Source organism: Aequorivita sinensis (assembly GCF_006346335.1).
Classification (GTDB): domain Bacteria; phylum Bacteroidota; class Bacteroidia; order Flavobacteriales; family Flavobacteriaceae; genus Aequorivita; species Aequorivita sinensis.
On the sequence record NZ_VDMC01000001.1, the window covers coordinates 166,892 to 189,969 of the forward strand.

Sequence of the window (23,078 nt, forward strand, 5' to 3'; positions counted from 1 at the left end):
TATAGTAATTAAAGTGTTAGTTAAAGAATTCTGTTAGGGAAAAAGTTTCGTTAAGTCGAACCCCTTTTTCGGTATTTTTTACTGTAATAATTGGGTTGTGAGCATCGTGCTCTAGAAAAAGATAGAAATTGTTCTCTGCAGCCTTGTTCAGAAATTTTTCTTTTTCGGGAAGGGTTAATAGTGGTCTTGTATCATACCCCATTACAAACGGAAGTGGTAAATGACCAGCCGTAGGAAGCAAATCTGCCATAAAAACCAACGTTTTTCCTTTATAGTTTATATGCGGAATCATTTGTTTATCGGTATGTCCATCGACATAAAGAATTCCAAAGTCCAGCTCCTTAGCCTCCGAAAAGTCTGACGTTGGCTGCTCTACAAATTTAAGCTGCCCGCTTTCTTGCATTGGTAAAATATTTTCTTTTAGAAAAGAAGCTTGCTCACGTCTATTAGGCTCTGTAGCCCACTTCCAATGGTCTTTATTGCTCCAGTATGTCGCGTTTTTAAAAGCAGTTTCATAGCCTGTTCGTTCCTTATTCCACTGAACACTACCACCACAATGATCGAAGTGTAAGTGTGTCATAAAAACATCGGTAATATCGTCACGATGAAATCCATGTTTCTTTAAAGAGCTGTCAAGGTTGTGGTCGCCCCATCTAAAATAGTAACCGAAGAACTTCTCACTTTGTTTATCACCCATTCCGGTGTCAATAAGTGTTAATCGATCGCCATTTTCAATAAGAAGACAACGCGCAGCGATATCAATCATATTATTTTGGTCCGCAGGATTCGTCCTCGTCCATAAGGTTTTTGGCACAACGCCGAACATTGCACCGCCATCTAATTTAAAATTACCGGCTTCAATTGGAAATAGTTGCATAATTTGAAGAAATGAGTTGCAAAATAACAAAAGCGTTACACTCCTAAGGCCCAAGTAAAAATAATTATACTATTTTTAACAAATTATTCTTTTTCAGTGGAAGAGAAAATTTTTTAATTTGCCAAAACCCCGTTTTTTATGGTAGAACTTGCAGGAATTATAATTTTAGGAATATTGGCTCAGTGGGTAGCTTGGAAATTTAAAATACCTGCCATTTTACCTTTAATTATGATTGGCCTCTTGGTAGGACCAATCTCTACACTTATTTCTGCTGATGGAACTCAATGGCTTCAGCCCATTTGGAATGGAGAAAAAGGGCTCTTCCCCGGGGAGAATCTCTTCTATTTTGTATCACTAGCGGTAGGAATTATACTTTTTGAAGGAGGACTAACGCTCAAACGCGATGAGATTTCTAAAGTAGGGCCGGCAATCGGTAAACTTATAAGTATAGGTGCCGCGATTACATTTATTGGAGCTGGTGCGGCTGCACACTATATTTTTGGATTAGACTGGAGAATTTCGTTTCTATTTTCAGCCTTGATTATAGTAACAGGTCCGACGGTGATTTCTCCTATTTTGAGGAATATTCCACTGAAAAAAGACGTTGCTGCAGTGTTGCGATGGGAAGGTATATTAATTGACCCTATTGGCGCACTTGTAGCTGTACTTGTCTATGAGTTTATAAGTGTTGAAGGCGATTCGGGCTATACTAAGCAAGCATTACTAGACTTCGGAAAAATTGTATTAATAGGTATGTCCTTTGGTATTACCGCGGGATATGCGCTTTATTTTGCCATTAAAAAGAAACTTGTACCTCATTATCTATCTAATGTTGTTGCACTTTCAATGGTAATGGCGGTATTCGTAATCAGCGACTTGTTTGCTCACGAATCTGGTTTATTAGCCGTGGTAGTAATGGGAATGTTTTTAGGAAACAGCGATCTTCCCAGTCTTAAGGAACTCCTTTACTTTAAAGAATCACTGAGTGTTTTACTAGTGTCAATTCTATTTATTCTACTTGCCGCAAATATTAGCATTGAAGATTTGCTATTAGTTTACAACTGGAAAACGGCAATATTATTAGCTATTATTATTTTTATTTTGCGGCCATTAACTGTCTTTGCCAGTACAACCGGATCGTCTCTTAAAGTAAATGAAAAACTTTTTATTAGCTGGGTAGGACCTCGTGGGATAGTTGCCGCTGGTATTTCATCTTTATTTGGAACTAAACTTGTTACAAAAGGTGTTGTGGGTGCCGAATACATTACACCATTAGTTTTTGCTGTGGTTTTAATTACAGTAATTTTAAACGCAACTACTGCCAGATTAGTTGCTGGATGGATGGGAGTTTACCTTAAAAAGTCTGAAGGAATTTTAATTGTAGGAGCTTCAAAAGCATCTAGACTAATTGCCACTTATTTACATAAAAACGAACGCCACGTAGTGCTAGTAGATTCTAACCAGCTAAATATTAATAGAGCTAAAGAATTAGGATTAGAAGCCTTTACTGCGAATATCTATACCGATGATTTAACAGACAATATAGAGCTAAATGATGTGGGATATATACTAGCCATGACGGGGAGTGACGAAATTAACAAGCAAGCAATTAACCGATTTGAAAAATATTTTGGGGAAAATGGAACATTTAGGTTAATTACCTCAGACGAAATGAAAAAGAACAAAAACTTATCGATTAAAGAATTGTTCTCTTATACTCACGATTACTCTAGGTTTGCACAAGTTGCCCAAGAATTCCCGTCTATACAAGAAATTCCTGTTGAAAATCACAATCAGTTTTTAAGAGTTCTCAATATTGTTGGTGAAGATAAAAATGCAATCCCGCTATTTTTAAAACACCCAGACGGATTTTTAGACCTGATTACTTCCCCTACTGAATTAGAAACTGAAGAAGGAAGTAATTTAGTTTACTTAGGAAAACCTATGGATTTTGAAGATGTAGTAAATGCTACGCGTTCAGAGAACGAAGGTAAATCTGAGAAATAAACCGTTGAAATTTTTGTTTTTAGATAAAAAGAAAAAATGAAGAAAGTCTATTATATTACAGGAATCATTTGCATCCTTTTCGTTTCATCTTGTAAAAAAGACGACGGAAGATCTTGCACTACTTGCTCTTCACCTTCAACATTAGATTTTGAAGTGTGTGAAGAAAGCAATGGCAATGCTTCTGTAAACGGACAAGATACAGGGACTCCTTACGGAACTTATATTTCTGGTTTAGAAGAAACTGGTGCTAGCTGCGGAAATTAGTCATTTAGCTTAAGTACAGCCATAAACGCCTCTTGTGGAATTTCAACATTCCCTACTTGACGCATACGCTTTTTACCTTTCTTCTGCTTTTCAAGAAGTTTACGCTTTCTAGAAATATCACCCCCATAACATTTTGCGGTAACATCCTTTCTAAGTGCTTTAACCGTTTCACGAGCAATAATTTTTGCTCCAATAGCAGCTTGAATAGGAATATCAAATTGTTGTCTTGGGATTAGTTCGCGAAGTTTTTCGCAAATTTTCTTTCCAATATCATAAGCATTATCTCGGTGAAGCAAAGCAGAAAGTGCATCTACAACGTTTCCATTTAATAACACATCTACCTTAACTAAGTGAGATTGACGCATCCCTATTGGAGAATAATCGAAAGAAGCATACCCTTTAGAAACTGTTTTTAATCGATCGTAAAAGTCGAAAACAATCTCTGCCAAAGGCATATCAAAAGTTAGCTCTACACGTTCGGTGGTTAAATATGTCTGATTTGTAATTTCACCTCTCTTTTCAATACAAAGAGACATTACAGAACCAACAAAATCTGATTTTGTAATAATTGTCGCCTTAATATAAGGTTCCTCTACTCTATTTAAAGTTGAAGGTTCCGGTAAGTCGGAAGGGTTATTCACCAAAATCGGTGTATCCGGCTCTTTATTAGTAAATGCATGGTATGATACGTTTGGCACGGTAGTAATTACCGTCATGTCAAACTCTCTTTCCAATCTTTCTTGAATAATCTCTAAGTGCAGCATTCCCAAGAAACCACAACGGAAACCAAATCCAAGGGCTGCAGAACTTTCAGGAATAAATATTAAAGAAGCATCATTCAACTGAAGTTTTTCCATTGAGTTTCTCAACTCCTCATAATCCTCAGTATCTACAGGATAAATTCCAGCAAAAACCATAGGTTTTACATCTTCAAACCCTTCAATCATATTGACTGTCGGATTTTTTGAATCGGTAATGGTATCACCTACTTTTACTTCTTTAGCCTCTTTAATTCCTGTAATTAAATATCCAACATCTCCAGCTTTAATCGAATCTTTTGGAAGTTGTTTTAATTTTAAAGTTCCAACTTCATCGGCGTAATAACTTTTTCCGGTAGCCATAAATTTTATGTGCTGCCCTTTTTTTATTTCACCATTTAAAACTCTAAAGTACGTTTCAACCCCACGGAATGGATTGTAAACAGAATCGAAAATCAGGGCTTGTAACGGCTCATCCAAAACACCCGTTGGTGGTGGAATTCGCTCGATAATGGCGCTCAGTATTTCTTCAATACCAAGCCCTGTTTTTGCACTAGCTGGAATCACCTCTTCTGGCTTACACCCTAGAAGGTCTACAATGTCATCGGTAACCTCCTCAACATTAGCCGAAGGAAGATCTACTTTGTTTAATACTGGAATAATCTCCAAATCATTTTCCAGCGCTAAGTATAAATTAGAAATCGTTTGCGCTTGAATACTTTGTGCAGCATCTACAATTAGTAAGGCGCCTTCGCAGGCAGCGATAGAACGAGAAACTTCGTACGAGAAATCAACGTGCCCAGGAGTGTCAATTAAGTTTAATACGTATTGCTCACCCTTGTACATATAGTCCATCTGTATCGCGTGACTTTTAATAGTAATACCACGCTCGCGCTCCAAGTCCATACTATCTAATAGTTGCGCTTGTTTTTCACGACTAGTAACGGAACCTGTGGCATCCAATAGTCGGTCGGCCAAAGTACTTTTCCCGTGGTCAATATGCGCTATAATACAAAAGTTTCTAATGTTCTTCATAAATTAATCCTTCTTCGTGCTACGAATTGCAAATATAGATTAAAAGAGTGATTATTTTAGTTATGATGAAGTAGTTAATAATAATTTCATTCAATAGAATTTATTTTAATAAACGATATAAGACTTTTGGACGTAAGACATAAGACCTAAAAAATATTACATAAAATTAGCGCATTTTAAAAATAAATAACGACAAAATACTATACATCAATATTTTACACGTCAAATCCTATGTCTTACGTCCTTTAGCGAAGCGGTCTTAAGTCTTAGTAAGGCAATAGTGATTTATTATACTGATATTTACTACTTTTGCATTCTCAAATAAAAAGAAATTGCCAAAAATAGGAAACATACAACTGCCTGATTTTCCATTATTACTAGCCCCAATGGAAGACGTAAGCGATCCGCCCTTCCGTGCACTTTGTAAGGAACAAGGCGCCGATGTGGTTTTTACTGAATTTATCTCTTCGGAAGGACTTATTCGGGATGCTGCAAAAAGTGTGATGAAGCTTGATATTTATGAAAAGGAACGCCCTGTAGGAATTCAGATTTTTGGAGCTGTTCTAGAATCTATGTTGCGCAGTGTAGAAATTGTAGAAGCCAGCGGTCCAGACATTATCGACATTAACTTTGGTTGTCCCGTAAAAAAAGTAGTAAGTAAAGGCGCAGGTGCAGGGATTTTAAAGGACGTAGATTTAATGGTAAGCCTTACCGAAGCGATGGTAAAGCACACAAAACTGCCTGTAACCGTAAAAACACGATTAGGCTGGGATCACGATAGTATAAAAATTATGGAAGTTGCCGAACGTTTACAGGATGTAGGCTGTCAAGCAATTTCTATTCACGGCCGTACTCGCGCCCAAATGTATAAAGGTAATGCCGACTGGAAACCTATTGCCGAAGTAAAAAACAATCCAAGAATGCATATTCCTGTGTTTGGAAATGGAGATGTTGATACGCCCGAAAAAGCAATGGAAATGCGCGATAAATATGGATTGGACGGTGCAATGATAGGCCGTGCTAGTATTGGATATCCTTGGTTTTTTAAAGAAGTAAAACACTATTTTAAAACTGGCGAACACTTACCACCCCCATCGATGCTTGAGCGTGTAGAAGCCGCCAAACGCCACTTACAAATGGCAATTGATTGGAAAGGTGAAAAACTTGGCGTTTTTGAAACCCGCCGCCATTATACCAACTATTTTAAAGGAATTCCAAACTTTAAGGAATACCGAATGAAAATGGTAACTAGCGATGATTCTGCTTCCGTTTTTGAAGCTTTTGATGAGGTTTTGGAAGCGTTTGGGGATTATGAGTTTGTTTAAATGTTGCCGAACAAATATTAGCATTGGAGATTATAAGTTTGTTTAGAAAAATAAGGTGCTTTTCATAAAAATCCTTTCTATCTTTGACGTTTAAATTGGCCTAATGCAAACCCTCAAAATAATAAGCAATCAATATATAACCCATAACGTAAAACGTTTTGTACTAGAAAAACCGAAAGATTTCACCTACGCCCCCGGCCAATCGGCAGTTATTTCTATAAATATTCCGGGCTGGGAAAATCAGCTACGCCCCTACACCTTTACTTCATTACAACATTGGGATTATTTAGAGATCATCGTAAAAATTTACGAAGAGCACGAAGGCGTTAGCGCTCAAATGGGAAAACTCAACACGGGAGCAGAGCTTCTACTTCACGAGGTTTTTGGGACTATAAAATATAAAGGGCCAGGTATTTTTATTGCTGGCGGAACTGGGATAACTCCATTTATCGCAATTTTTAGAGCGCTTTTTGAAAGTGGAAATCTACGCAAAGTAGCCTTGTTGTATTCCAACAGAACAAAAGACGATATTATACTTCACGATGAATTGACAAAAATGCTAGGCCCCGCCTATAAAAATGTGTTTACTAAAGAAGGAGTAATTGGTTTTCGCGAACGCCGAATAGACCGCAAATACCTTATTGAAACTATTGGGAATTTTGATTCTCGTTTTTACGTGTGTGGCCCACAAGATTTTACAGAAGAAATTTGTGAAGCATTGGTAAGTCTAGGTGCAGACCCCGAATATTTGGTTGTTTAATCTAAGATGTAAGACCATCCCGATAGCTATCGGGACTGAAAGACTTAATACATAAGGCTTGCCTATTTATATGTTGGTGATTAAGAAAATTTCTTAATCATTAAATTTCGTTGTGAAGCTTAACAAAAAGATGTCACCCAATAGGTGTTGTTTATACCCCAGTTATCATCGACTAAACTGAGTTTTTTAATCTTAGTGTTAATTTGAACACTAAATATTTGTAGTGCAATTAAAATTGAATACTTCTAAACCAACAACTTCTCTCGTACCCTACTCGAGGCTATTTTGGATGCCAGAATACCTAAAACGCTTATGGTTACAAACACTACTATAATGTTTACCAGGTTTAGCTTTACGGGATAAGGCAGAGTACTAGTTATTGCTACGAATCCAAACTTTAATTGCGCCAAAACAGCAAGCACCCCAAGAGAAATCCCTACTATACCACCTAACACAGTCATTAATGTTCCTTGCAAAAAGAAGATACGGCGTATTTCTCTAAGCGAGGCTCCCATATTATAGAGTGTTTTTATGTTTTTTCGCTTGTCTAGAATCATCATTATTATAGATCCCACTACATTGAAAAGTGCAATAATCATTACTAATGTAAAAATTAGGTATACAGCAATGTTTTCGGTGTTCAGCATTTTATAAAGCGCGTCATTTTGCTGAATTCTGTTTTTAATAACAACACCTTCAGGGAAAACTTTTTCAATATTTGCCCTAACAGATTCTTCTGAAGCATTTGAAAACATCTTTATTTCAATTGCAGAAATTTTGGATTCATCAAGCGATAGTAAATCTCTGGCAAAATCCATATCGGTAAATACATATTTAGAATCTAAATCCTCATTAACACTGTAAACTCCTGAAACTACAGTCCGTTTTTTCGTGAATGCATTTGTGGGATCTAGAGCATTTAACTGCCCTGTACCCGGCTTAGGAACATATATTTCTAATGGATTACTATAATCATTTAGATATAATGAGAGCTTACTTGAGGTTCCTAAACCAATAACTACTTCGCTAAGGGAAGGTTCAAACCACAATCCAGCAATCATAATGCTATCTATAGAATTTACACTTCCATAAACCGTATCCACACCTTTTATATAGGCGATATGGTTTTTTCCTTTGTAGTGTAGAAAAACACGTTCTTCAATAATTTCTGAAAAGACTTCGATTCCCTCAATTTTCGCTAATTGTTGCTTTTGTGCTTCTGAAAAAGAAATGGTTTTTCCACTTTCAGGAAGGATTTTTAAATCGCTATCAAATTCGTTTGTAAACTGAAGACTGAATTCTTTTAAGCCAGAAAATCCTGAAAGCACAATAAACAAAGCCATTGCACCAACTACCACTCCAATCGCTGCAATACCAGTAATAATATTAATGGCATTGTTGCTACTTTTTGAAAACAAATAACGCTTTGCGATGTAGAGGGAAAAATTCAAGCTATGACTTTTTTCTTTTCGGAAGTAAATCAGGGTTTTTCAGCGGATTATCTTCACCTTTTACTGCACGATCTATCTTTTCTATATATTCTAAAGAGTCGTCATTGTAAAATGTAAGGTCTGGCATTTTTCGAAGCTGATGCTTTGTAAGCTGGGCTATTTGATGTTTAATATGAGGTTTATTTTTATTTAATTCAACAACAATTGCCTCAGCCTTATCTGCTGGAAACACACTTACATATACCTTTGATATAGAAAGGTCTGTGGTTACTGTTACTTTACTTACCGATATAATTATACCTGTTTGCCCCGCCTCACGTAGCATTCCTTGTAGTACATTTGCCAAGTCGTTCTGCAAAACACTGGCTATCTTTTTTTGTCTATTACTTTCTTCCATACTGCAAAAATAGAACATAAAACTGTATCGAGTGCATTTATACCGGTAAGCTTGTAGAATTATAATAGAAATAAGTTTGTATTTTTGCAGATACAAGTAATAAAATGGAGAAAATAGAACATATTGGCATTGCGGTAAAAAACATTTCAGAAGCTAATAAGGTTTACGAAGCCTTGCTAGGCAACGCACCATATAAAAGTGAAAAGGTGGAAAGCGAAGGCGTAGAAACTTCTTTCTTTAGAAGTGGAGAAAGCAAAATTGAACTTTTAGAAGCTACCAATCCAGAAAGCCCTATCGCAAAATTCATTGAAAAACGTGGCGAAGGAATTCACCACATAGCTTTTGCAGTCGATGATATTAAGTCTGAGATGGAAAGATTGAAAAAAGAAGGATTTATATTGTTAAACGAAACCCCTAAAAAAGGCGCTGATAATAAGTTAGTTGCCTTCCTTCATCCCAAGTCTGCCAATGGAGTTTTGGTTGAACTTTGTCAAGAAATTAAGGAATAAATTTCTTGTAGAGTTTTAAAATTAGTAGTAATATTGCATCCTCTTAACCGGTCCTATAGCTCAGTTGGTTAGAGCACTTGACTCATAATCAAGTGGTCCCTGGTTCGAGCCCAGGTGGGACCACCACAAAACAAAGTCTTGCGTTGCAAGACTTTGTTTTTTTTATAGAAATTCTTACTGTTTTACTCGGGTTATTCTTAAAAAGATAAATTTATCTCAGAATGTTCTTAAAATAATTTAGTAGAGTAGTAAAAAAATTGTTACTTTAGGCACGTGTTTACCGTCCCCACCATTATATAACATTCATGATATCATTTTTGTATACGGTAGTTTTTCTTGCATTACAGTCGGTTACGGAAACCCAAGGTCCTCCGCCACCCGCTCGTGATGGCGATCCAGAAGGCCCTCAGCTACCAATTGATGACAACTTATGGATATTACTTGTGGCAGGATTGATGTTTGGAATTTATATTCTTTACAAAAGAAATCAAGCTATGAATAGGGCTGCATCAGGTTCTTAACGTACTTCCCAATTATATCAAATTCTAAATTTACTTTATCACCAACTTTAATTTCTTTAAAGTTTGTATGTTCATAAGTATATGGAATTATAGCCACACTAAACTGTGATTTTTTTGAATCAACAACAGTTAAGCTTACACCATTAACCGTTATAGAACCTTTTTCAACTGTGCTAAATTCAGGATTAGAATATTGAAAAGTGTAAACCCAACTCCCATCAGCTTCTTTAATATTAATACATTCGGCTACACCATCAACATGACCTTGCACAATATGCCCATCCAACCTATCTCCTAATTTCATTGCTCTTTCTAAATTTACAAGAGCGTTGTTTTTTAGGGAATTTAAATTCGATTTCTCTAAGGTTTCCTGAATTGCTGTAACCACATAGGCGTCGTCTTTTATTTCAACAACAGTTAAACACACCCCGTTATGCGAAACACTTTGGTCTATTTTTAACTCACTTGCCAAAGGAGATTTTATTTCAATATGAAGGTTTTCACCGTCTTTTGTAAGTTTAGCTACTTCACCTAGCGTTTCTATAATACCTGTGAACATTGATAATTTTTTTTCTAAAGTTAGTTGTGGATTTTGAAAATATGTTTAACATTATATCTTAAAGCACGCATTCAAGTATAAATGAACTTTATAAATCTTCTTTCTATTCATTAATAATAGAAGAAAAGAAAATTGATTTCGTTTTATTTAAAATATTATAATCAAAATGCACAATGTGTTAGTTACATTTGTAGTGCAAAAATAACAATTAAAAAATGGGTACAGAAGATAAAATAGTTGTTGGAATTTCAATTGGCGACATTAATGGAATTGGTAGTGAAATTATTTTAAAAACCTTCGAAGATTCTAGGATGCTAGAGTTTTGCACCCCTGTGATATTTGCTTCAGTTAAATTGATGTCTTTTTTCAAAAAACATTTTGAAACGGATGTCAACTTCCACGGAATAGACAAAATAGAAGATTTAATTCCGAAGAAAATAAACGTATTGAATGTTTGGAAAGAACACGTAAACGTTTCCTTCGGAGAAGAAAATGAAAAAGGTGGCGAATACGCAATAAAATCCTTAAAAGCAGCGGTTGCAGCTCTAAAAGAAAGTAAAATTGACGCATTAGTAACAGCTCCAATAAATAAAAGTAATATTCAATCTGAAGGATTTAATTTTCCAGGGCATACAGATTATTTAGCACAGGAATTACAAGGAGATAGCTTAATGCTTCTTATCTCGGAGAGCTTGAGAGTAGGCCTTTTAACCGATCACGTTGCAGTTAAGGATGTAGTAAAAAACATTACTCGTGAGCGAATTGACAATAAAATTAATACCATCCATCAAACACTAATTGAAGACTTTGCCATCGAAAAACCAAAAATCGCCGTTTTAGGGATAAATCCACACACTGGCGACAATGGTGTAATTGGCGACGAAGATGATACGTTATTACGTCCAGCACTAGACAATATTCGTAAAAATGGCAAAATGGTATTTGGCCCCTATGCTGCCGATAGTTTTTTTGGATCAGGAAATTATAAAAATTTTGACGCCATAATCGCTTCATATCACGATCAAGGATTAATTCCTTTTAAGACATTAGCTTTTGGAAAAGGCGTAAACTTTACAGCAGGTTTAAATAGAATCCGAACATCCCCAGATCACGGGACAGCCTTTGATTTGGCGGGTAAAAACGAAGCTAATTTTGAATCGTTTCGAGAAGCTGTATTTAGCGCTATTTCAATCTATCACACACGCGAAGAGTACAAGGAAATTTCCAAAAATCCCTTACAAACTTCACGCAAAAGAAGCTACTCGAAAAAGAAATAGAAAAACTAATTTGCATTTGAAATAATTTTTTATCTTTGCACCCGCCTTATCCGTAAGGTTAAGGTCTTAAATTTAGGTGTGATAATGAAGGAATTGAAAGAATTTACCATCCCTTTTGTAGGGTTGAAGTTAGGAAAACACCAGTTTAACTTTGAATTAAATAAAGCGTTCTTTGAGCATTTTGAGTATGACGAATTTAATAACGCAGCTATTAATCTCAACGTATTGCTGGATAAAACAAGCACGTTATTAGAGTTTACATTAACTTTTGACGGAAGAGTAAACGTTGCTTGTGATATTACAAACGAATTATATGATCAGGAAATTTCAGGATCATACAAATTTGTAGTGAAATTTGGAGAAGAATACAATGATGAGAATGAAGATTTACTAATTATTCCTCACGGAAGTTATGAAGTAAACATTCAGCAATTCATTTATGAATCGATTGTTTTGGCAATGCCATCACGAAAAATTCACCCTGGAGTAGAAGACGGCACATTAAAGAGCGACATACTAGATAAACTTGAAGAACTTAGTCCGAAAGCAATTGATGAAGAATCGGTTGTGGAAGACGAGAATACCGATCCCCGTTGGGATTCATTAAAAAAACTATTAACGGATAAATAATAAATAGCAATGGCACATCCAAAGAGAAAAATCTCGAAAACAAGAAGAGATAAAAGAAGAACGCATTATAAAGCTACTGCACCTACTCTTGCAACTGACCCTACAACAGGTGAGTCACATCTTTTCCATAGAGCTCATTGGCACGAAGGAAAAATGTACTACCGCGGACAAGTTGTTATCGATGCAACTGAGCAGGTAGAAGCTTAAACTTATTTACAATTACTAGGAACTCTCACGGGAACGTGAGGGTTTTTTTATTTTTTAACTTTGCAAAAAGTCAAAAAACGACATACTAGTGCCGAAATTCAAGTAAAATTTAGTAATTTTCACACCTTTTAAAGGGTTTTTACTCTTTTATGTGAATTTTAATTCCGCTTTATGAACAATATAACGGCAGCCATTACCGCTGTAGGAAGTTACGTGCCAGATTACGTTCTCTCTAACAAAGTTCTAGAAACAATGGTCGATACCAACGACGAATGGATTACATCTAGAACGGGAATAAAAGAAAGAAGAATATTAAAGGACAAGGATAAGGGTACTTCCTATTTAGCTATACAGGCAGCAAAAAACCTGCTAGAAAAAAGCAATACAGACCCAGCAGAAATTGACATGGTTATTATGGCAACCGCAACGCCAGATATGCCAGTTGCTACAACAGGTGTTTACGTAGCCACACAAATTGGTGCCGTAAATGCTTTTGCTTACGATTTAGTTGCGGCTTGCTCAAGCTTTCTCTTTGGAATGTCTACAGCAGCACGCTACATAGAATCTGGAAAATACAAAAAAGTACTCTTAATAGGCGCAGATAAAATGTCGTCTATTATTGATTATACCGATAGAACTACATGTATAATATTTGGAGATGGCGGAGGAGCAGTTTTATTCGAACCTAATACTGAAGGTCTTGGCGTTCAAGATGAACACTTACGTACCGATGGAATAGGAAGACCATTTCTTAAAATTGATGCGGGTGGATCTTTACTCCCAGCCTCAATAGAAACTGTAAACAACAAACAACACTTCGTGCATCAAGAAGGAAAAACGGTATTTAAGTTTGCTGTTTCTAACATGGCAGATGTTTGTGAAAAAGTGATGAAGAAAAACAACCTGACTGGAGAAGATGTAGATTGGCTAGTTCCTCATCAAGCAAACAAACGAATTATAGATGCTACTTCTACAAGAATGAACCTACCTCCTGAAAAGGTCATGATGAATATTCATAAATACGGAAATACTACATCAGCTACATTACCTTTGTGTTTATCCGATTATGAGAAACAACTTAAAAAAGGAGATAATTTAATTTTTGCTTCCTTTGGAGGAGGCTTTACTTGGGGCGCCGTTTACCTTAAATGGGCTTACAATTCAAAATAATTTTAACCACCTAAAGACTAAATTTTCTAATATGGAATTAAAGGATATACAAAACTTAATCAAGTTTGTGGCAAAAAGTGGTGCCAGCGAAGTGAAACTAGAAATGGAGGATATCAAAATCACCATTAAAACTGGTTCTGATGATAGTAAGGGTGAAACTACTTACATTCAGCAAATCCCTACTATGCAAGCGCAACCTCAAATGCAGCAACCGCAAATTCAACAGGCTCCTGCTGCCGATGCAACTGAAGCAAAGAAAGAAGAGGCAGATTCTAAACTTATTACTATAAAGTCTCCAATTATCGGAACTTTTTATAGAAAACCATCTCCAGACAAAGCACCATTTGTTGAAGTTGGAAGCAATATCAATACAGGAGATGTACTTTGTGTGATTGAAGCTATGAAACTTTTCAACGAAATTGAAAGTGAAGTTTCTGGTAAAATAGTAAAGGTTCTTGTAGACGACTCTTCACCAGTTGAGTTCGACCAACCTTTATTTTTAGTAGATCCATCATAAATATAAACTCCAAATCCCAAATCCAAATCCCAATATTTTTGGAATTTGAGGTTCGGAATTTGTTATTTAAGGAAAAGTTATGTTTAAAAAGATATTAATTGCAAATAGGGGCGAAATAGCACTGCGCATAATTCGTACCTGTCGCGAGATGGGAATTAAGTCTGTAGCAGTTTACTCTACAGCCGACGAAGAGAGTTTGCACGTACGCTTTGCAGACGAAGCTGTATGTATTGGACCAGCACCAAGTCACTTAAGTTACTTGAAAATGTCTAATATTATAGCTGCTGCGGAAATTACAAATGCAGATGCAATCCACCCTGGTTATGGATTCCTTTCAGAAAACGCTAAGTTTTCTAAAATTTGCCAAGAACACGGTATTAAATTTATCGGAGCATCACCTGAAATGATTGACCGTATGGGTGATAAAGCTTCAGCAAAAGCTACTATGAAAGCCGCTGGAGTTCCTACAGTTCCTGGAAGTGAAGGGATTTTAGAATCTTTCGAAGAATGTGAAAAAGTAGCCGAAGAAATTGGGTACCCAGTAATGTTGAAAGCTACTGCCGGTGGTGGTGGTAAAGGTATGAGAGCTGTTTGGAAGAAAGAAAATCTTAAAAAAGCTTGGGATAGTGCACGCCAAGAAGCTGCAGCAGCCTTCGGAAACGACGGGATGTATATGGAAAAGCTTATTGAAGAGCCACGCCATATCGAAATACAAATTGTTGGAGATAGCAACGGTAAAGCTTGTCATTTAAGTGAGCGTGATTGCTCTATTCAGCGTCGTCACCAAAAGCTTACCGAAGAAACTCCAAGCCCTTTTATGACCGATAAACTGCGTACCGATATGGGTAACGCAGCTGTAAAAGCGGCAGAATTCATAAAATACGAAGGTGCTGGAACTATCGAATTCCTAGTAGATAAGCACAGAAACTTCTACTTTATGGAAATGAATACTCGTATTCAGGTTGAGCACCCAATTACAGAACAAGTAATTGATTACGACTTAATAAGAGAGCAAATATTAGTTGCTGCTGGAATTCCAATTTCTGGTAAAAACTACACTCCAAAACTTCATTCGATTGAATGTAGAATTAATGCGGAAGATCCATATAACGATTTCCGTCCTTCACCAGGTAAAATCAATGTTTTACATGCGCCAGGGGGTCACGGGGTTCGCTTAGATACACACGTTTACGCAGGATACACAATTGTACCAAATTACGATTCTATGATCGCTAAGCTTATTACAACCGCTCAAACAAGAGAGGAAGCAATTAGCAAAATGAAGCGTGCCTTAGATGAATTCGTAATTGAAGGAATAAAAACTACAATTCCGTTCCACCGTCAATTAATGGATCACCCAGACTATATCGCAGGAAATTACACTACTGCTTTTATGGATACATTCAAAATGGATGAACAAGTTGAAGATTAATTTAAGTAATAAGTAAATAGCGTTTTACTTAGTACTCAAACTTTTTAAGAAGCATCAAATTCCAAAAACTTATCTTTGGTATTTGATGCTTTTTTAATTTAATAAACTTAGTACTATGAATCTCTCTTTCTGGGAATACAAAACTTGGCTTTCCGACATAGATTTTGCAATCATCGGAAGTGGAATTGTAGGATTAAATTGCGCTTTATCGCTTCGGAAAAAATATCCTAAAAGTAAGATAGTAGTATTTGAGAGAGGTGTTCTTCCTAGCGGCGCAAGTACAAAAAACGCAGGATTTGCTTGTTACGGAAGTATATCAGAAATATTAGACGATTTAAACAACCACTCCGAAGAGGAAGTTATTCAATTAGTAAAACACAGAGTTGAAGGACTACAATTACTTCGGAATACATTAGGTGATAAACAACTTGATTACAAAGAATATGGCAGCTACGAGCTATTTACAAATGAAGACTTGGAGCTTTACGAAGCTTGTAAATTCAAGATTAATTACATCAACAAGTTACTTTTTTCAATATTTAATTCCGATGTCTTTTCTGAAAAAGAAAATAAATTCGGATTTAAAAATATTCAGGAAAAACTTCTATTTAGCAAATTTGAAGGCCAGATTGATACAGGCAAAATGATGCATGGTCTTCTGAAAAAATCTTCAGAAGAAAATATTCTAATCCTCAATGCCTGCGAAATCACAGCAATTTCAGATAACGGAAATAGCGTGTCCCTTCAAATAAATTCATCCCTTGAAATATCGACCAAGAAAGCAATTATTGCAACCAATGGTTTTGCTAAACAATTTTTGGATGAGGATGTCATGCCTGCAAGAGCTCAGGTACTTGTTACTAAACCCATAGAAAACCTTCAAATTAAAGGAACTTTTCACCTAGATAAAGGATACTATTACTTCAGAAATATTGGAAATAGAGTCCTATTTGGTGGGGGGCGTAATCTTGATTTTAAAACTGAAGAAACCACCGAAATGGAGTTGACGGAACTTGTTCAGAAGCAGTTAGAGGATTTACTTAAAACAGTAATTCTTCCAAATAATAAATTTGATATTGATAAGCGATGGAGTGGTATTATGGGAATAGGAAAGCAGAAAAAACCTATTGTAAAAGCACTATCAAATAATGTTTTTTGTGGTGTTAGGCTTGGCGGAATGGGAGTTGCTATAGGAAGCTCAATCGGGAAACAACTTTCGGATATCGTAGATTAAATGTTGCTTAGTACTAACTACCTTCGCGAAAAATAATGTAAACTGAAAAAACAATCAGAAACACACAGGAAATTTATGATTAAAAAACTACTCAAATTCTTATTTAAAATCCTCTTATGCTTTCTCGGACTTTCGATTCTCTGGGTAGTACTTTATAAATATGTTCCTGTGCCCTATACACCTTTAATGGCTATTCGCTCTATTGAAGGAGATGAAAACTTCAAAACGCGCCACGATTGGGTTCCTATAGAAGATATATCTCCTTATTTACAATTGGCGGTAATTTGTGCTGAGGACCAAACATTTTTAAGTCATAATGGCTTTGACCAAGAAGCGATTAAAAAGGCATTGGAAAGTAATGAAAAAGGAAAGAAACTTCGCGGAGGAAGTACAATCTCTCAACAAACGGCTAAAAATGCATTTTTATGGCCAGGACGAACTTGGTTTAGAAAAGGATTAGAAGCATATTTTACTATCCTTATCGAGGCTATTTGGGATAAAGAACGAATATTAGAAGTTTACTTAAATAGTATTGAAATGGGACCTGGAGTATATGGAGCCGAGGCTGCTTCGCACTATTGGTTTAAAAAGTCAGCAAAAAAACTCTCGACAGAACAGGCTGCAAGGATTGCCGCAATTTTACCTAGTCCGCAACGTTATAGCGCAAATCCTCCGGGATCGTACGTAGGCAGAAGAACACAATGGATTATGAAACAAATGCGCTATTTTGGTCCGTTTACTTTAGAAAAACAAGTTAAAGAAAAGAAGAAAAAATGACAACATTTGAAATTAAATCTGAGTTGCTTCACCACTGTCAAAATCAAGTTGGAGCCAGGTTTTTAAAAATAAAGCAAACTATTGCCGATATTGAAGAATCATTGTTTGATGAGTCTAAAAGTAGCGCCGGAGATAAACACGAAACCGCTAGAGCAATGCTTCAGATTGATCGTGAAAATGCTGGAAGACAACTACATGAAATTGAAAAGATTAATCAGCTTCTAAAAAAGATTAATATAAAAGCAACTTCAGATTATGCTCGTTTGGGTAGTTTAATTAACACAGATAAGTTCAATTACTTCATTAGTATCTCTATTGGCGCTGTTACCATAGACACTACAGAATATTTATGTGTTGCATTAAATTCACCGGTAGGACAACTTTTATCGGGAAAACGAAAAGGAGAAACTTTTACTCTAAATGGGACTAATTATAAAATTAAACAAGTGCTATAATTCTTCTAGAATTGAGTTTCCATTAACACTTTAGGAATCTTTTTACTCATTTCTAACAACCATTTAAGCTGTTCCCGAATTAAATGTTCTTCCTCGAGTACTGAAACCAGTTTTTTGTCTTTTTCTGAACCACTAACCTCAGAAAGATTTATGCTTTTACCATAAGTAACTTCAAAAATATCTTCAGGTTCCACAAGCTCCCGATTTATTTCAGAATGTTTTTCTGAAGTAAGTATAGCCTCTGCAAATTTTAAATTTTCAACAATTCGATTAGAAACCTTATTAAAATTATCTGTTGCAGGAGTAGTTGGATTATTTAAAATATAAGTGCTCAACGATGCTAAAGACGATAAAAATGTATGGTTAAGCATTGCTATTTCATAGACCTTATCCAGGTTCTTTTGTTTAGATTTTGGCTCTTGTGTCATTCGTTGAAAAGCTGAACTCAAATCGGACATTTCTAAAAACGCCTTTTTTCGAGCTACTTTATACTTATCAGAAACCTCTCCTTTTCTATTGTAATAATTAATTATTTCTTCTAAATAAACTCGATTCGCATGTAAAGATTTCACCAAAGTTTTTTGCATACTCTCTATTTCCCAAGCAGGCCAAAGGAGTAAATTCCCCAATGTAGCCAACCCTGCACCTATTGCAGTGTCTATAACTCTAAACTGAATAACGCTAAACGTATCTGGTTGTAGTAACGCATAAATAAAAACAACACTTAAGGTAATAAAAGTGGCAGACGCTCGGTAATTGCGCTGAATCATCGAAAAAGCAATTATCAATGATGTAATTGCTAAAACACCATAAACAGTGGTGTTTTGTGTAATTAAAACAATGGCAACAGCTAAAACTCCACCTATAAGAGTACCAACTGTACGTTCAATTGAACGAGTTTTGGTAAGCCCAAAAGTTGGACGCATTATTACTATTAATGTAAGTAAAATCCAATATGGGTTTTGAATTTTAAATATAATCCCTACGCCATAACCTATCATCGTTATCGTTGCAATGCGTAAAGAGTGTTTAAATATTGGAGATTTTAAATTGAAATTTTCTACTAAAACTTCAAAATCATAATTCTCTTTCGTTAAAAATCGCTTGGCATATACATGCTTGATAAATGGAATTTGTCGACGGTCGGGATTACTGAGCAGCCACTCTATTTTTTCTATTTTTTTAACCTGTTCTTTTTGATACTTATATAAGTTTCTAAGCATTAAAGAATCTTCATCATAAACCACTTCTGAAGAAAATACATCTTTTTTTACACATTCTAAATAGGATTCAATCGCTGTGCTTTTTGGGAGTCTTTTAGGTCTTGAAAGGTAATCTGAGATAGTCATTAACCTATCACTCATTGCAAACAACAAAGCTTGAAAGTCATCTAATTGCTTTGGGTTTTTTTTAAACAACTCGTCTGTTTTCGAGTAATTCACAGGATTGGTCATCGCCAATTCGAGCATATCGATTAACTGAGCAAAAATTAACATTCGCTTCCCCTCATAATCAGACTTCCCTGAACCTTTTCTAGAAGAAATTAGTATTTCTCGCAGTGTTTCGTGCGTTGTGGTAAGTTCTGTTTGAAGGTGAAGGAGTTTTTTTAAAAGCTCAGTTCTGTCATTCTTTTCCTTAACCAAGTGGCCACGGGTACGTAAATAATCTGCCGTTAGCTTAATTGTTTTTGAAAGATAATATTCCGTAGGTGCTTTCGGAAAGATATAATGTCGCAATAATGAAAGCGAAGCATACCAAAGGCCACCAACCCCGATAAGCAACATTCTTTCATAAGGTTGCAAATCGTTAGAAATATTTGAAAAACTAAGTACTAAAGCAAACAAGCCAGAAAAACTGATTAACGATGCTCTAAAACCATAAATAGCTAAGTAGGAAATACTAAACATTAGAATTCCTAAAGCAGGAAATAACAACCACAATGAAAGATGAAGGTAGCCGCCTATAAAACTAATTATCATCGATAACAGAGTAGCAAGAAGAATCCCTGTTATCTTATGTCGAATACCACCGCTTACATCACTTGGGGAAGCAAGCATCGCCCCTACTGTAATAGTTATCCCAATTTCTAGCATGTCGAGCTTTAACCCTACTATAATTGGAACCGTTAAAGCAATTCCCAATAGTATAGCCTTAGAAAAATCGGTACTTTTAAAGTATTCCGAAAGTTCTTTAAGAGTTTCCCTTACTATGTTTTGAGATGTTTTCAATTAGTTAAAATTCACAGGTTGCAAAGATATTGACTACGCCGCGTAAGTTTGTTCTTTTCTGAAAAGAAACTTTGTTATTCTTTTATTAAAAAAACTTATTCACAGTGAAAATGCGTGTTAATACCTTAACTTTAAGCTATTATCTATAAAATTATGAAAAATGAAAAATAAAGTTATAATTCTAAAGTCACGACCAGTTGGTAAACCTACACAAGATGACTTTGGGTTTACAGAAGAAACAATGCCTGAAGCTCAAGATGGTGAAGTATTATTAAAAATTAAATACGTATCCGTAGATCCTTATTTACGTGGAAGAATGCGAGATGAGAAATCGTATATTGAACCTTTTAAAGTCAATGAACCATTAGAGTCTGGTATTATTGCTGAAGTTGTTGAGTCTAAAAATAAAAATTTTAAAAAAGGTGAGTATGTAAATGGAATGCTTAAATGGAAGCAATTTCAAACTTCAAACGGGAATGGTTTAAATAAAGTAGATCGAAATAAAGCGCCTTTAAAAGCGTATTTAGGTGTTTTAGGTCTTACAGGAATAACTGCTTATTTAGGGCTCGAAAAAATAGGAAACCTTAAAAAAGGAGAAACTCTTTTAGTATCTGGAGCTGCTGGAGCCGTAGGTAGTGTTGTTGGCCAAATTGGAAAAATAAAAGGCTGTAAGGTTGTTGGAATTGCGGGTAGTGAAGAAAAAACAAACCGAATACAAGAAGAATTTGGCTTTGATAAGGCTATCAATTATAAAACCACAGACAATATGTATAAAGCTATTGCCGATGCTTGCCCGAATGGAGTAGATGTTTATTTCGATAATGTTGGTGGGGAAATTTTGGATGCTGCTTTAGCAAATATGAATAAATACGGTCGCGTGGTATGCTGTGGTGCAATTTCACTATACAATGAAACTAAAACTCCAAAAGGGCCAAGAGTTGAAACCAAACTTATCAAGAATAGTCTTTTAATGCAGGGGTTTACTGTGAGAGATTTTGTAAAAGATTTTGGGCCAGCTCAAAAACAATTGGCTAAATGGATGGAAGAGGATAAAATAAAATATTTAGAAACCATAGTTGAAGGTTTCGACAATATTCCAAAGGCATTTATTGACCTATTTGATGGTAAAAACAAAGGAAAAATGATTGTGGCAGTTTAATCTCATTCCTACATCAATGGTGAAAATAATCCCGCTAATTTTTCAAGAATTTGGGTAAGGTTTGATCGTTCTTTCCATTTTTTAGCATCAATTACGATAGCATCTTTTAAATCATTATAGAAAGCAGTGTGAAGTTCTTCTGCAATTTCTTTATCGTAAACAATTGCATTGACTTCAAAATTAAGGTCAAAACTACGGATGTCCATATTTGCCGTTCCAACTATTGAAAGTTGTTTATCAACAACCATGGTTTTAGCATGTACGAATCCTTTTTGGTATCGATAAATATTTGCACCTGCATTTATCAAACGTCCGTAATACGATCGGGCTGCATAGTTAACAAATTTAGAATCTGAAATACCTGGCACTAACAAATTTACTTTTGTACCACTTGCTGCTGCTATTACTAAACTTTCTAAAATAGTATCGCCTGGTATAAAATAAGGTGTGGTAATTAGTATCTCCTCTTTGGCTAAGCTGATTGCTTGCAACAAGCTTTGTTGAATTAATGGGGAATCTGAATCTGGCCCACTGTAAGCTATTTGAACAACCTTATCTGTTTTTGAAGGAATTGTACTATCATCAGGAAAAAAGACTTTAGTTGGTTTTAATGCTTCGCCAGAGCAATAATTCCAATCACCCATAAAAATATATTGTAAGCTTTTTACAATAGGGCCTTCAATTTGTAAATGTGTATCCCGCCAATACAACTTGTTTTTGTCTTTGGAATTATTAACGTATTTATCACTAACATTTATTCCTCCAACAAAGCCTACTACTCCATCTACAACAATAATTTTTCGATGGTTTCGGTAATTTATTCTGTTCGCAAAACCGATAAGCTTTATTTTATAAAATGGAAAAACACGGATTCCAGCTGCCTGCATTCTTGGAACTTGTTTTTTCCGAATTGGCCTACTTCCAAAGTCATCGTAAATAAATCTTACAGCCACACCTTCTTTTGCTTTTTCAATTAAAAGATCGATAATGCGACAACTTATATCATCATCTTCAAAAATGTAATACTCAATATGAATATGGTTTTTAGCGTTTTTAAGAGCCTCAAAAACACGCGGAAATTTATGTTCCCCATTAAGCAATAAGGTTACATCATTACCTTGAAAAATTGGACTTGAACCTTTATTGAGAATAAGAGTAGCGAGCTTTTCAAAGTTTTTTACAGATTCTTTTCTCGTTTTAAAAATGATTTGTGAAGTTTTTAGAATCCTTTCTCGCATTGTCATTTCCAATTCAGGGTTATTGAAAATTTTCTTGCTATACATTTTCCGTTTTCGATAATTAATACCAACGGTGAAGTAAATGATAATACCAACTATAGGTAATAAAATAACAGCGAGCAGGTAAGCGAGAGTTTTTGTTGTGTTTTGTGTGTCGTAAACCACCCGAACACATACCAAGAGAACTATAATTATATAAACTATTTCGGCAATTAAAATCCAGTTCATTTGTTATAGAATTGAGGGAGCATTTCTTAAAAATAAAGCTTTTATCCTAATTTATGTTCTAAA

23 protein-coding genes and 1 tRNA gene are annotated in these 23,078 nt (G+C 35.5%); 17 read left to right on the plus strand and 7 right to left on the minus strand.

Features of this window, described 5'->3' with window-relative positions; translation table 11 throughout:
- Positions 1 to 16: 16 nt before the first annotated feature.
- Positions 17 to 877 (minus strand): MBL fold metallo-hydrolase, encoded by an 861-nt coding sequence (locus FHP04_RS00795; RefSeq protein ID WP_139853930.1) that lies wholly within the window; start codon positions 875 to 877, stop codon positions 17 to 19.
- A gap of 138 nt (positions 878 to 1,015) precedes the next feature.
- On the opposite strand from FHP04_RS00795, the gene FHP04_RS00800 reads away from it, so the two are divergent.
- Positions 1,016 to 2,884, plus strand: coding sequence for a cation:proton antiporter (locus tag FHP04_RS00800; protein ID WP_139853931.1), 1,869 nt, complete (start codon positions 1,016 to 1,018; stop codon positions 2,882 to 2,884).
- Positions 2,885 to 2,920: 36 nt separating this feature from the next.
- Positions 2,921 to 3,148, plus strand: a complete 228-nt coding sequence (locus FHP04_RS00805) for a hypothetical protein (RefSeq protein ID WP_139853932.1) — start codon at positions 2,921 to 2,923, stop codon at positions 3,146 to 3,148.
- Here the strand turns inward: FHP04_RS00805 and lepA are convergent.
- Positions 3,145 to 4,941, minus strand: a complete 1,797-nt coding sequence (gene lepA / locus FHP04_RS00810; RefSeq protein ID WP_139853933.1) for a translation elongation factor 4 — start codon at positions 4,939 to 4,941, stop codon at positions 3,145 to 3,147. The genes FHP04_RS00805 and lepA overlap by 4 nt on opposite strands.
- 332 nt (positions 4,942 to 5,273) lie before the next feature.
- Between lepA and dusB the strand changes: the two genes are divergently transcribed.
- Positions 5,274 to 6,266 carry a tRNA dihydrouridine synthase DusB gene (dusB, locus tag FHP04_RS00815; protein WP_139853934.1) on the plus strand — a complete coding sequence of 331 codons (993 nt, stop codon included), beginning with the start codon at positions 5,274 to 5,276 and terminating at the stop codon, positions 6,264 to 6,266.
- A 103-nt stretch (positions 6,267 to 6,369) separates the two neighbouring features.
- Positions 6,370 to 7,026 (plus strand): FAD-binding oxidoreductase, encoded by a 657-nt coding sequence (locus FHP04_RS00820; protein WP_139853935.1) that lies wholly within the window; start codon positions 6,370 to 6,372, stop codon positions 7,024 to 7,026.
- A 245-nt stretch (positions 7,027 to 7,271) separates the two neighbouring features.
- Here FHP04_RS00820 and FHP04_RS00825 read toward each other — a convergent pair whose 3' ends face one another.
- Together FHP04_RS00825 and rbfA are read right to left on the minus strand one after the other, a co-directional pair.
- Entirely contained in the window at positions 7,272 to 8,477 is a 1,206-nt protein-coding gene (locus FHP04_RS00825) for an ABC transporter permease (RefSeq protein ID WP_139853936.1), read from the minus strand.
- 1 nt (position 8,478) lies between these two features.
- Complete coding sequence (rbfA, locus tag FHP04_RS00830) at positions 8,479 to 8,874, minus strand: 30S ribosome-binding factor RbfA (RefSeq protein WP_165144759.1); 396 nt, start codon at positions 8,872 to 8,874, stop codon at positions 8,479 to 8,481.
- 104 nt (positions 8,875 to 8,978) lie between these two features.
- Here rbfA and mce point away from each other — a divergent pair, with 104 nt between their 5' ends.
- From mce to FHP04_RS00845, 3 genes are all read left to right on the plus strand, one after another.
- Positions 8,979 to 9,383 carry a methylmalonyl-CoA epimerase gene (mce, locus tag FHP04_RS00835; protein WP_139853938.1) on the plus strand — a complete coding sequence of 135 codons (405 nt, stop codon included), beginning with the start codon at positions 8,979 to 8,981 and terminating at the stop codon, positions 9,381 to 9,383.
- Positions 9,384 to 9,432: 49 nt separating this feature from the next.
- Positions 9,433 to 9,509 (plus strand) — tRNA-Ile (locus FHP04_RS00840).
- A 179-nt stretch (positions 9,510 to 9,688) separates the two neighbouring features.
- Positions 9,689 to 9,904, plus strand: a complete 216-nt coding sequence (locus tag FHP04_RS00845; RefSeq protein WP_139853939.1) for a hypothetical protein — start codon at positions 9,689 to 9,691, stop codon at positions 9,902 to 9,904.
- Here FHP04_RS00845 and FHP04_RS00850 read toward each other — a convergent pair.
- On the minus strand, positions 9,876 to 10,463 hold the full coding sequence (locus FHP04_RS00850) for a riboflavin synthase (RefSeq protein ID WP_139853940.1): 588 nt from the start codon (positions 10,461 to 10,463) through the stop codon (positions 9,876 to 9,878). The two genes, FHP04_RS00845 and FHP04_RS00850, sit on opposite strands and share 29 nt — an antisense overlap.
- Before the next feature lie 215 nt (positions 10,464 to 10,678).
- On the opposite strand from FHP04_RS00850, the gene pdxA reads away from it, so the two are divergent.
- The 9 genes from pdxA to FHP04_RS00895 all read left to right on the plus strand — a co-directional run bounded on the left by pdxA (position 10,679) and on the right by FHP04_RS00895 (position 18,162).
- Positions 10,679 to 11,740 carry a 4-hydroxythreonine-4-phosphate dehydrogenase PdxA gene (gene pdxA / locus FHP04_RS00855; protein WP_139853941.1) on the plus strand — a complete coding sequence of 354 codons (1,062 nt, stop codon included), beginning with the start codon at positions 10,679 to 10,681 and terminating at the stop codon, positions 11,738 to 11,740.
- Positions 11,741 to 11,824: 84 nt separating this feature from the next.
- Complete coding sequence (locus tag FHP04_RS00860; protein WP_139853942.1) at positions 11,825 to 12,370, plus strand: YceD family protein; 546 nt, start codon at positions 11,825 to 11,827, stop codon at positions 12,368 to 12,370.
- Between the two features lie 9 nt (positions 12,371 to 12,379).
- Entirely contained in the window at positions 12,380 to 12,577 is a 198-nt protein-coding gene (gene rpmF / locus FHP04_RS00865) for a 50S ribosomal protein L32 (protein ID WP_062620449.1), read from the plus strand.
- A gap of 171 nt (positions 12,578 to 12,748) precedes the next feature.
- Positions 12,749 to 13,747, plus strand: a complete 999-nt coding sequence (locus FHP04_RS00870; RefSeq protein ID WP_139853943.1) for a beta-ketoacyl-ACP synthase III — start codon at positions 12,749 to 12,751, stop codon at positions 13,745 to 13,747.
- Positions 13,748 to 13,778: 31 nt separating this feature from the next.
- Complete coding sequence (accB, locus tag FHP04_RS00875; RefSeq protein WP_139853944.1) at positions 13,779 to 14,264, plus strand: acetyl-CoA carboxylase biotin carboxyl carrier protein; 486 nt, start codon at positions 13,779 to 13,781, stop codon at positions 14,262 to 14,264.
- A gap of 79 nt (positions 14,265 to 14,343) precedes the next feature.
- Positions 14,344 to 15,696 (plus strand): acetyl-CoA carboxylase biotin carboxylase subunit, encoded by a 1,353-nt coding sequence (gene accC, locus FHP04_RS00880; RefSeq protein ID WP_139853945.1) that lies wholly within the window; start codon positions 14,344 to 14,346, stop codon positions 15,694 to 15,696.
- A gap of 115 nt (positions 15,697 to 15,811) precedes the next feature.
- Entirely contained in the window at positions 15,812 to 16,930 is a 1,119-nt protein-coding gene (locus FHP04_RS00885) for an NAD(P)/FAD-dependent oxidoreductase (protein ID WP_139853946.1), read from the plus strand.
- A gap of 75 nt (positions 16,931 to 17,005) precedes the next feature.
- Entirely contained in the window at positions 17,006 to 17,707 is a 702-nt protein-coding gene (gene mtgA, locus FHP04_RS00890) for a monofunctional biosynthetic peptidoglycan transglycosylase (protein ID WP_139853947.1), read from the plus strand.
- Positions 17,704 to 18,162: a 3-oxoacyl-ACP synthase gene (locus FHP04_RS00895; protein ID WP_139853948.1), complete on the plus strand. Its 459-nt coding sequence runs from the start codon at positions 17,704 to 17,706 to the stop codon at positions 18,160 to 18,162. The genes mtgA and FHP04_RS00895 overlap by 4 nt, the downstream gene beginning before the upstream one ends.
- Positions 18,163 to 18,167: 5 nt before the next feature.
- Here the strand turns inward: FHP04_RS00895 and FHP04_RS00900 are convergent, their stop codons facing one another.
- Positions 18,168 to 20,390 (minus strand): FUSC family protein, encoded by a 2,223-nt coding sequence (locus FHP04_RS00900; RefSeq protein WP_139853949.1) that lies wholly within the window; start codon positions 20,388 to 20,390, stop codon positions 18,168 to 18,170.
- A gap of 160 nt (positions 20,391 to 20,550) precedes the next feature.
- Between FHP04_RS00900 and FHP04_RS00905 the strand changes: the two genes are divergently transcribed.
- Positions 20,551 to 21,549 carry an NADP-dependent oxidoreductase gene (locus FHP04_RS00905; protein ID WP_139853950.1) on the plus strand — a complete coding sequence of 333 codons (999 nt, stop codon included), beginning with the start codon at positions 20,551 to 20,553 and terminating at the stop codon, positions 21,547 to 21,549.
- 8 nt (positions 21,550 to 21,557) lie between these two features.
- Here the strand turns inward: FHP04_RS00905 and cls are convergent, their stop codons facing one another.
- Positions 21,558 to 23,015, minus strand: coding sequence for a cardiolipin synthase (gene cls, locus FHP04_RS00910; RefSeq protein WP_139853951.1), 1,458 nt, complete (start codon positions 23,013 to 23,015; stop codon positions 21,558 to 21,560).
- Positions 23,016 to 23,078: the final 63 nt, after the last annotated feature.

Bases quoted from the DNA above. Each gene is read 5' to 3' on its own strand.
- FHP04_RS00795 (WP_139853930.1), bottom strand. From the start codon at position 877: ATGCAACTATTTCCAATTGAAGCCGGTAATTTTAAATTAGATGGCGGT.
- FHP04_RS00800 (WP_139853931.1), top strand. From the start codon at position 1,016: ATGGTAGAACTTGCAGGAATTATAATTTTAGGAATATTGGCTCAGTGG.
- FHP04_RS00805 (WP_139853932.1), top strand. From the start codon at position 2,921: ATGAAGAAAGTCTATTATATTACAGGAATCATTTGCATCCTTTTCGTT.
- lepA (WP_139853933.1), bottom strand. From the start codon at position 4,941: ATGAAGAACATTAGAAACTTTTGTATTATAGCGCATATTGACCACGGG.
- FHP04_RS00820 (WP_139853935.1), top strand. From the start codon at position 6,370: ATGCAAACCCTCAAAATAATAAGCAATCAATATATAACCCATAACGTA.
- rbfA (WP_165144759.1), bottom strand. From the start codon at position 8,874: ATGGAAGAAAGTAATAGACAAAAAAAGATAGCCAGTGTTTTGCAGAAC.
- mce (WP_139853938.1), top strand. From the start codon at position 8,979: ATGGAGAAAATAGAACATATTGGCATTGCGGTAAAAAACATTTCAGAA.
- FHP04_RS00845 (WP_139853939.1), top strand. From the start codon at position 9,689: ATGATATCATTTTTGTATACGGTAGTTTTTCTTGCATTACAGTCGGTT.
- FHP04_RS00850 (WP_139853940.1), bottom strand. From the start codon at position 10,463: ATGTTCACAGGTATTATAGAAACGCTAGGTGAAGTAGCTAAACTTACA.
- pdxA (WP_139853941.1), top strand. From the start codon at position 10,679: ATGGGTACAGAAGATAAAATAGTTGTTGGAATTTCAATTGGCGACATT.
- FHP04_RS00860 (WP_139853942.1), top strand. From the start codon at position 11,825: ATGAAGGAATTGAAAGAATTTACCATCCCTTTTGTAGGGTTGAAGTTA.
- rpmF (WP_062620449.1), top strand. From the start codon at position 12,380: ATGGCACATCCAAAGAGAAAAATCTCGAAAACAAGAAGAGATAAAAGA.
- FHP04_RS00870 (WP_139853943.1), top strand. From the start codon at position 12,749: ATGAACAATATAACGGCAGCCATTACCGCTGTAGGAAGTTACGTGCCA.
- accB (WP_139853944.1), top strand. From the start codon at position 13,779: ATGGAATTAAAGGATATACAAAACTTAATCAAGTTTGTGGCAAAAAGT.
- accC (WP_139853945.1), top strand. From the start codon at position 14,344: ATGTTTAAAAAGATATTAATTGCAAATAGGGGCGAAATAGCACTGCGC.
- FHP04_RS00885 (WP_139853946.1), top strand. From the start codon at position 15,812: ATGAATCTCTCTTTCTGGGAATACAAAACTTGGCTTTCCGACATAGAT.
- mtgA (WP_139853947.1), top strand. From the start codon at position 17,006: ATGATTAAAAAACTACTCAAATTCTTATTTAAAATCCTCTTATGCTTT.
- FHP04_RS00895 (WP_139853948.1), top strand. From the start codon at position 17,704: ATGACAACATTTGAAATTAAATCTGAGTTGCTTCACCACTGTCAAAAT.
- FHP04_RS00905 (WP_139853950.1), top strand. From the start codon at position 20,551: ATGAAAAATAAAGTTATAATTCTAAAGTCACGACCAGTTGGTAAACCT.
- cls (WP_139853951.1), bottom strand. From the start codon at position 23,015: ATGAACTGGATTTTAATTGCCGAAATAGTTTATATAATTATAGTTCTC.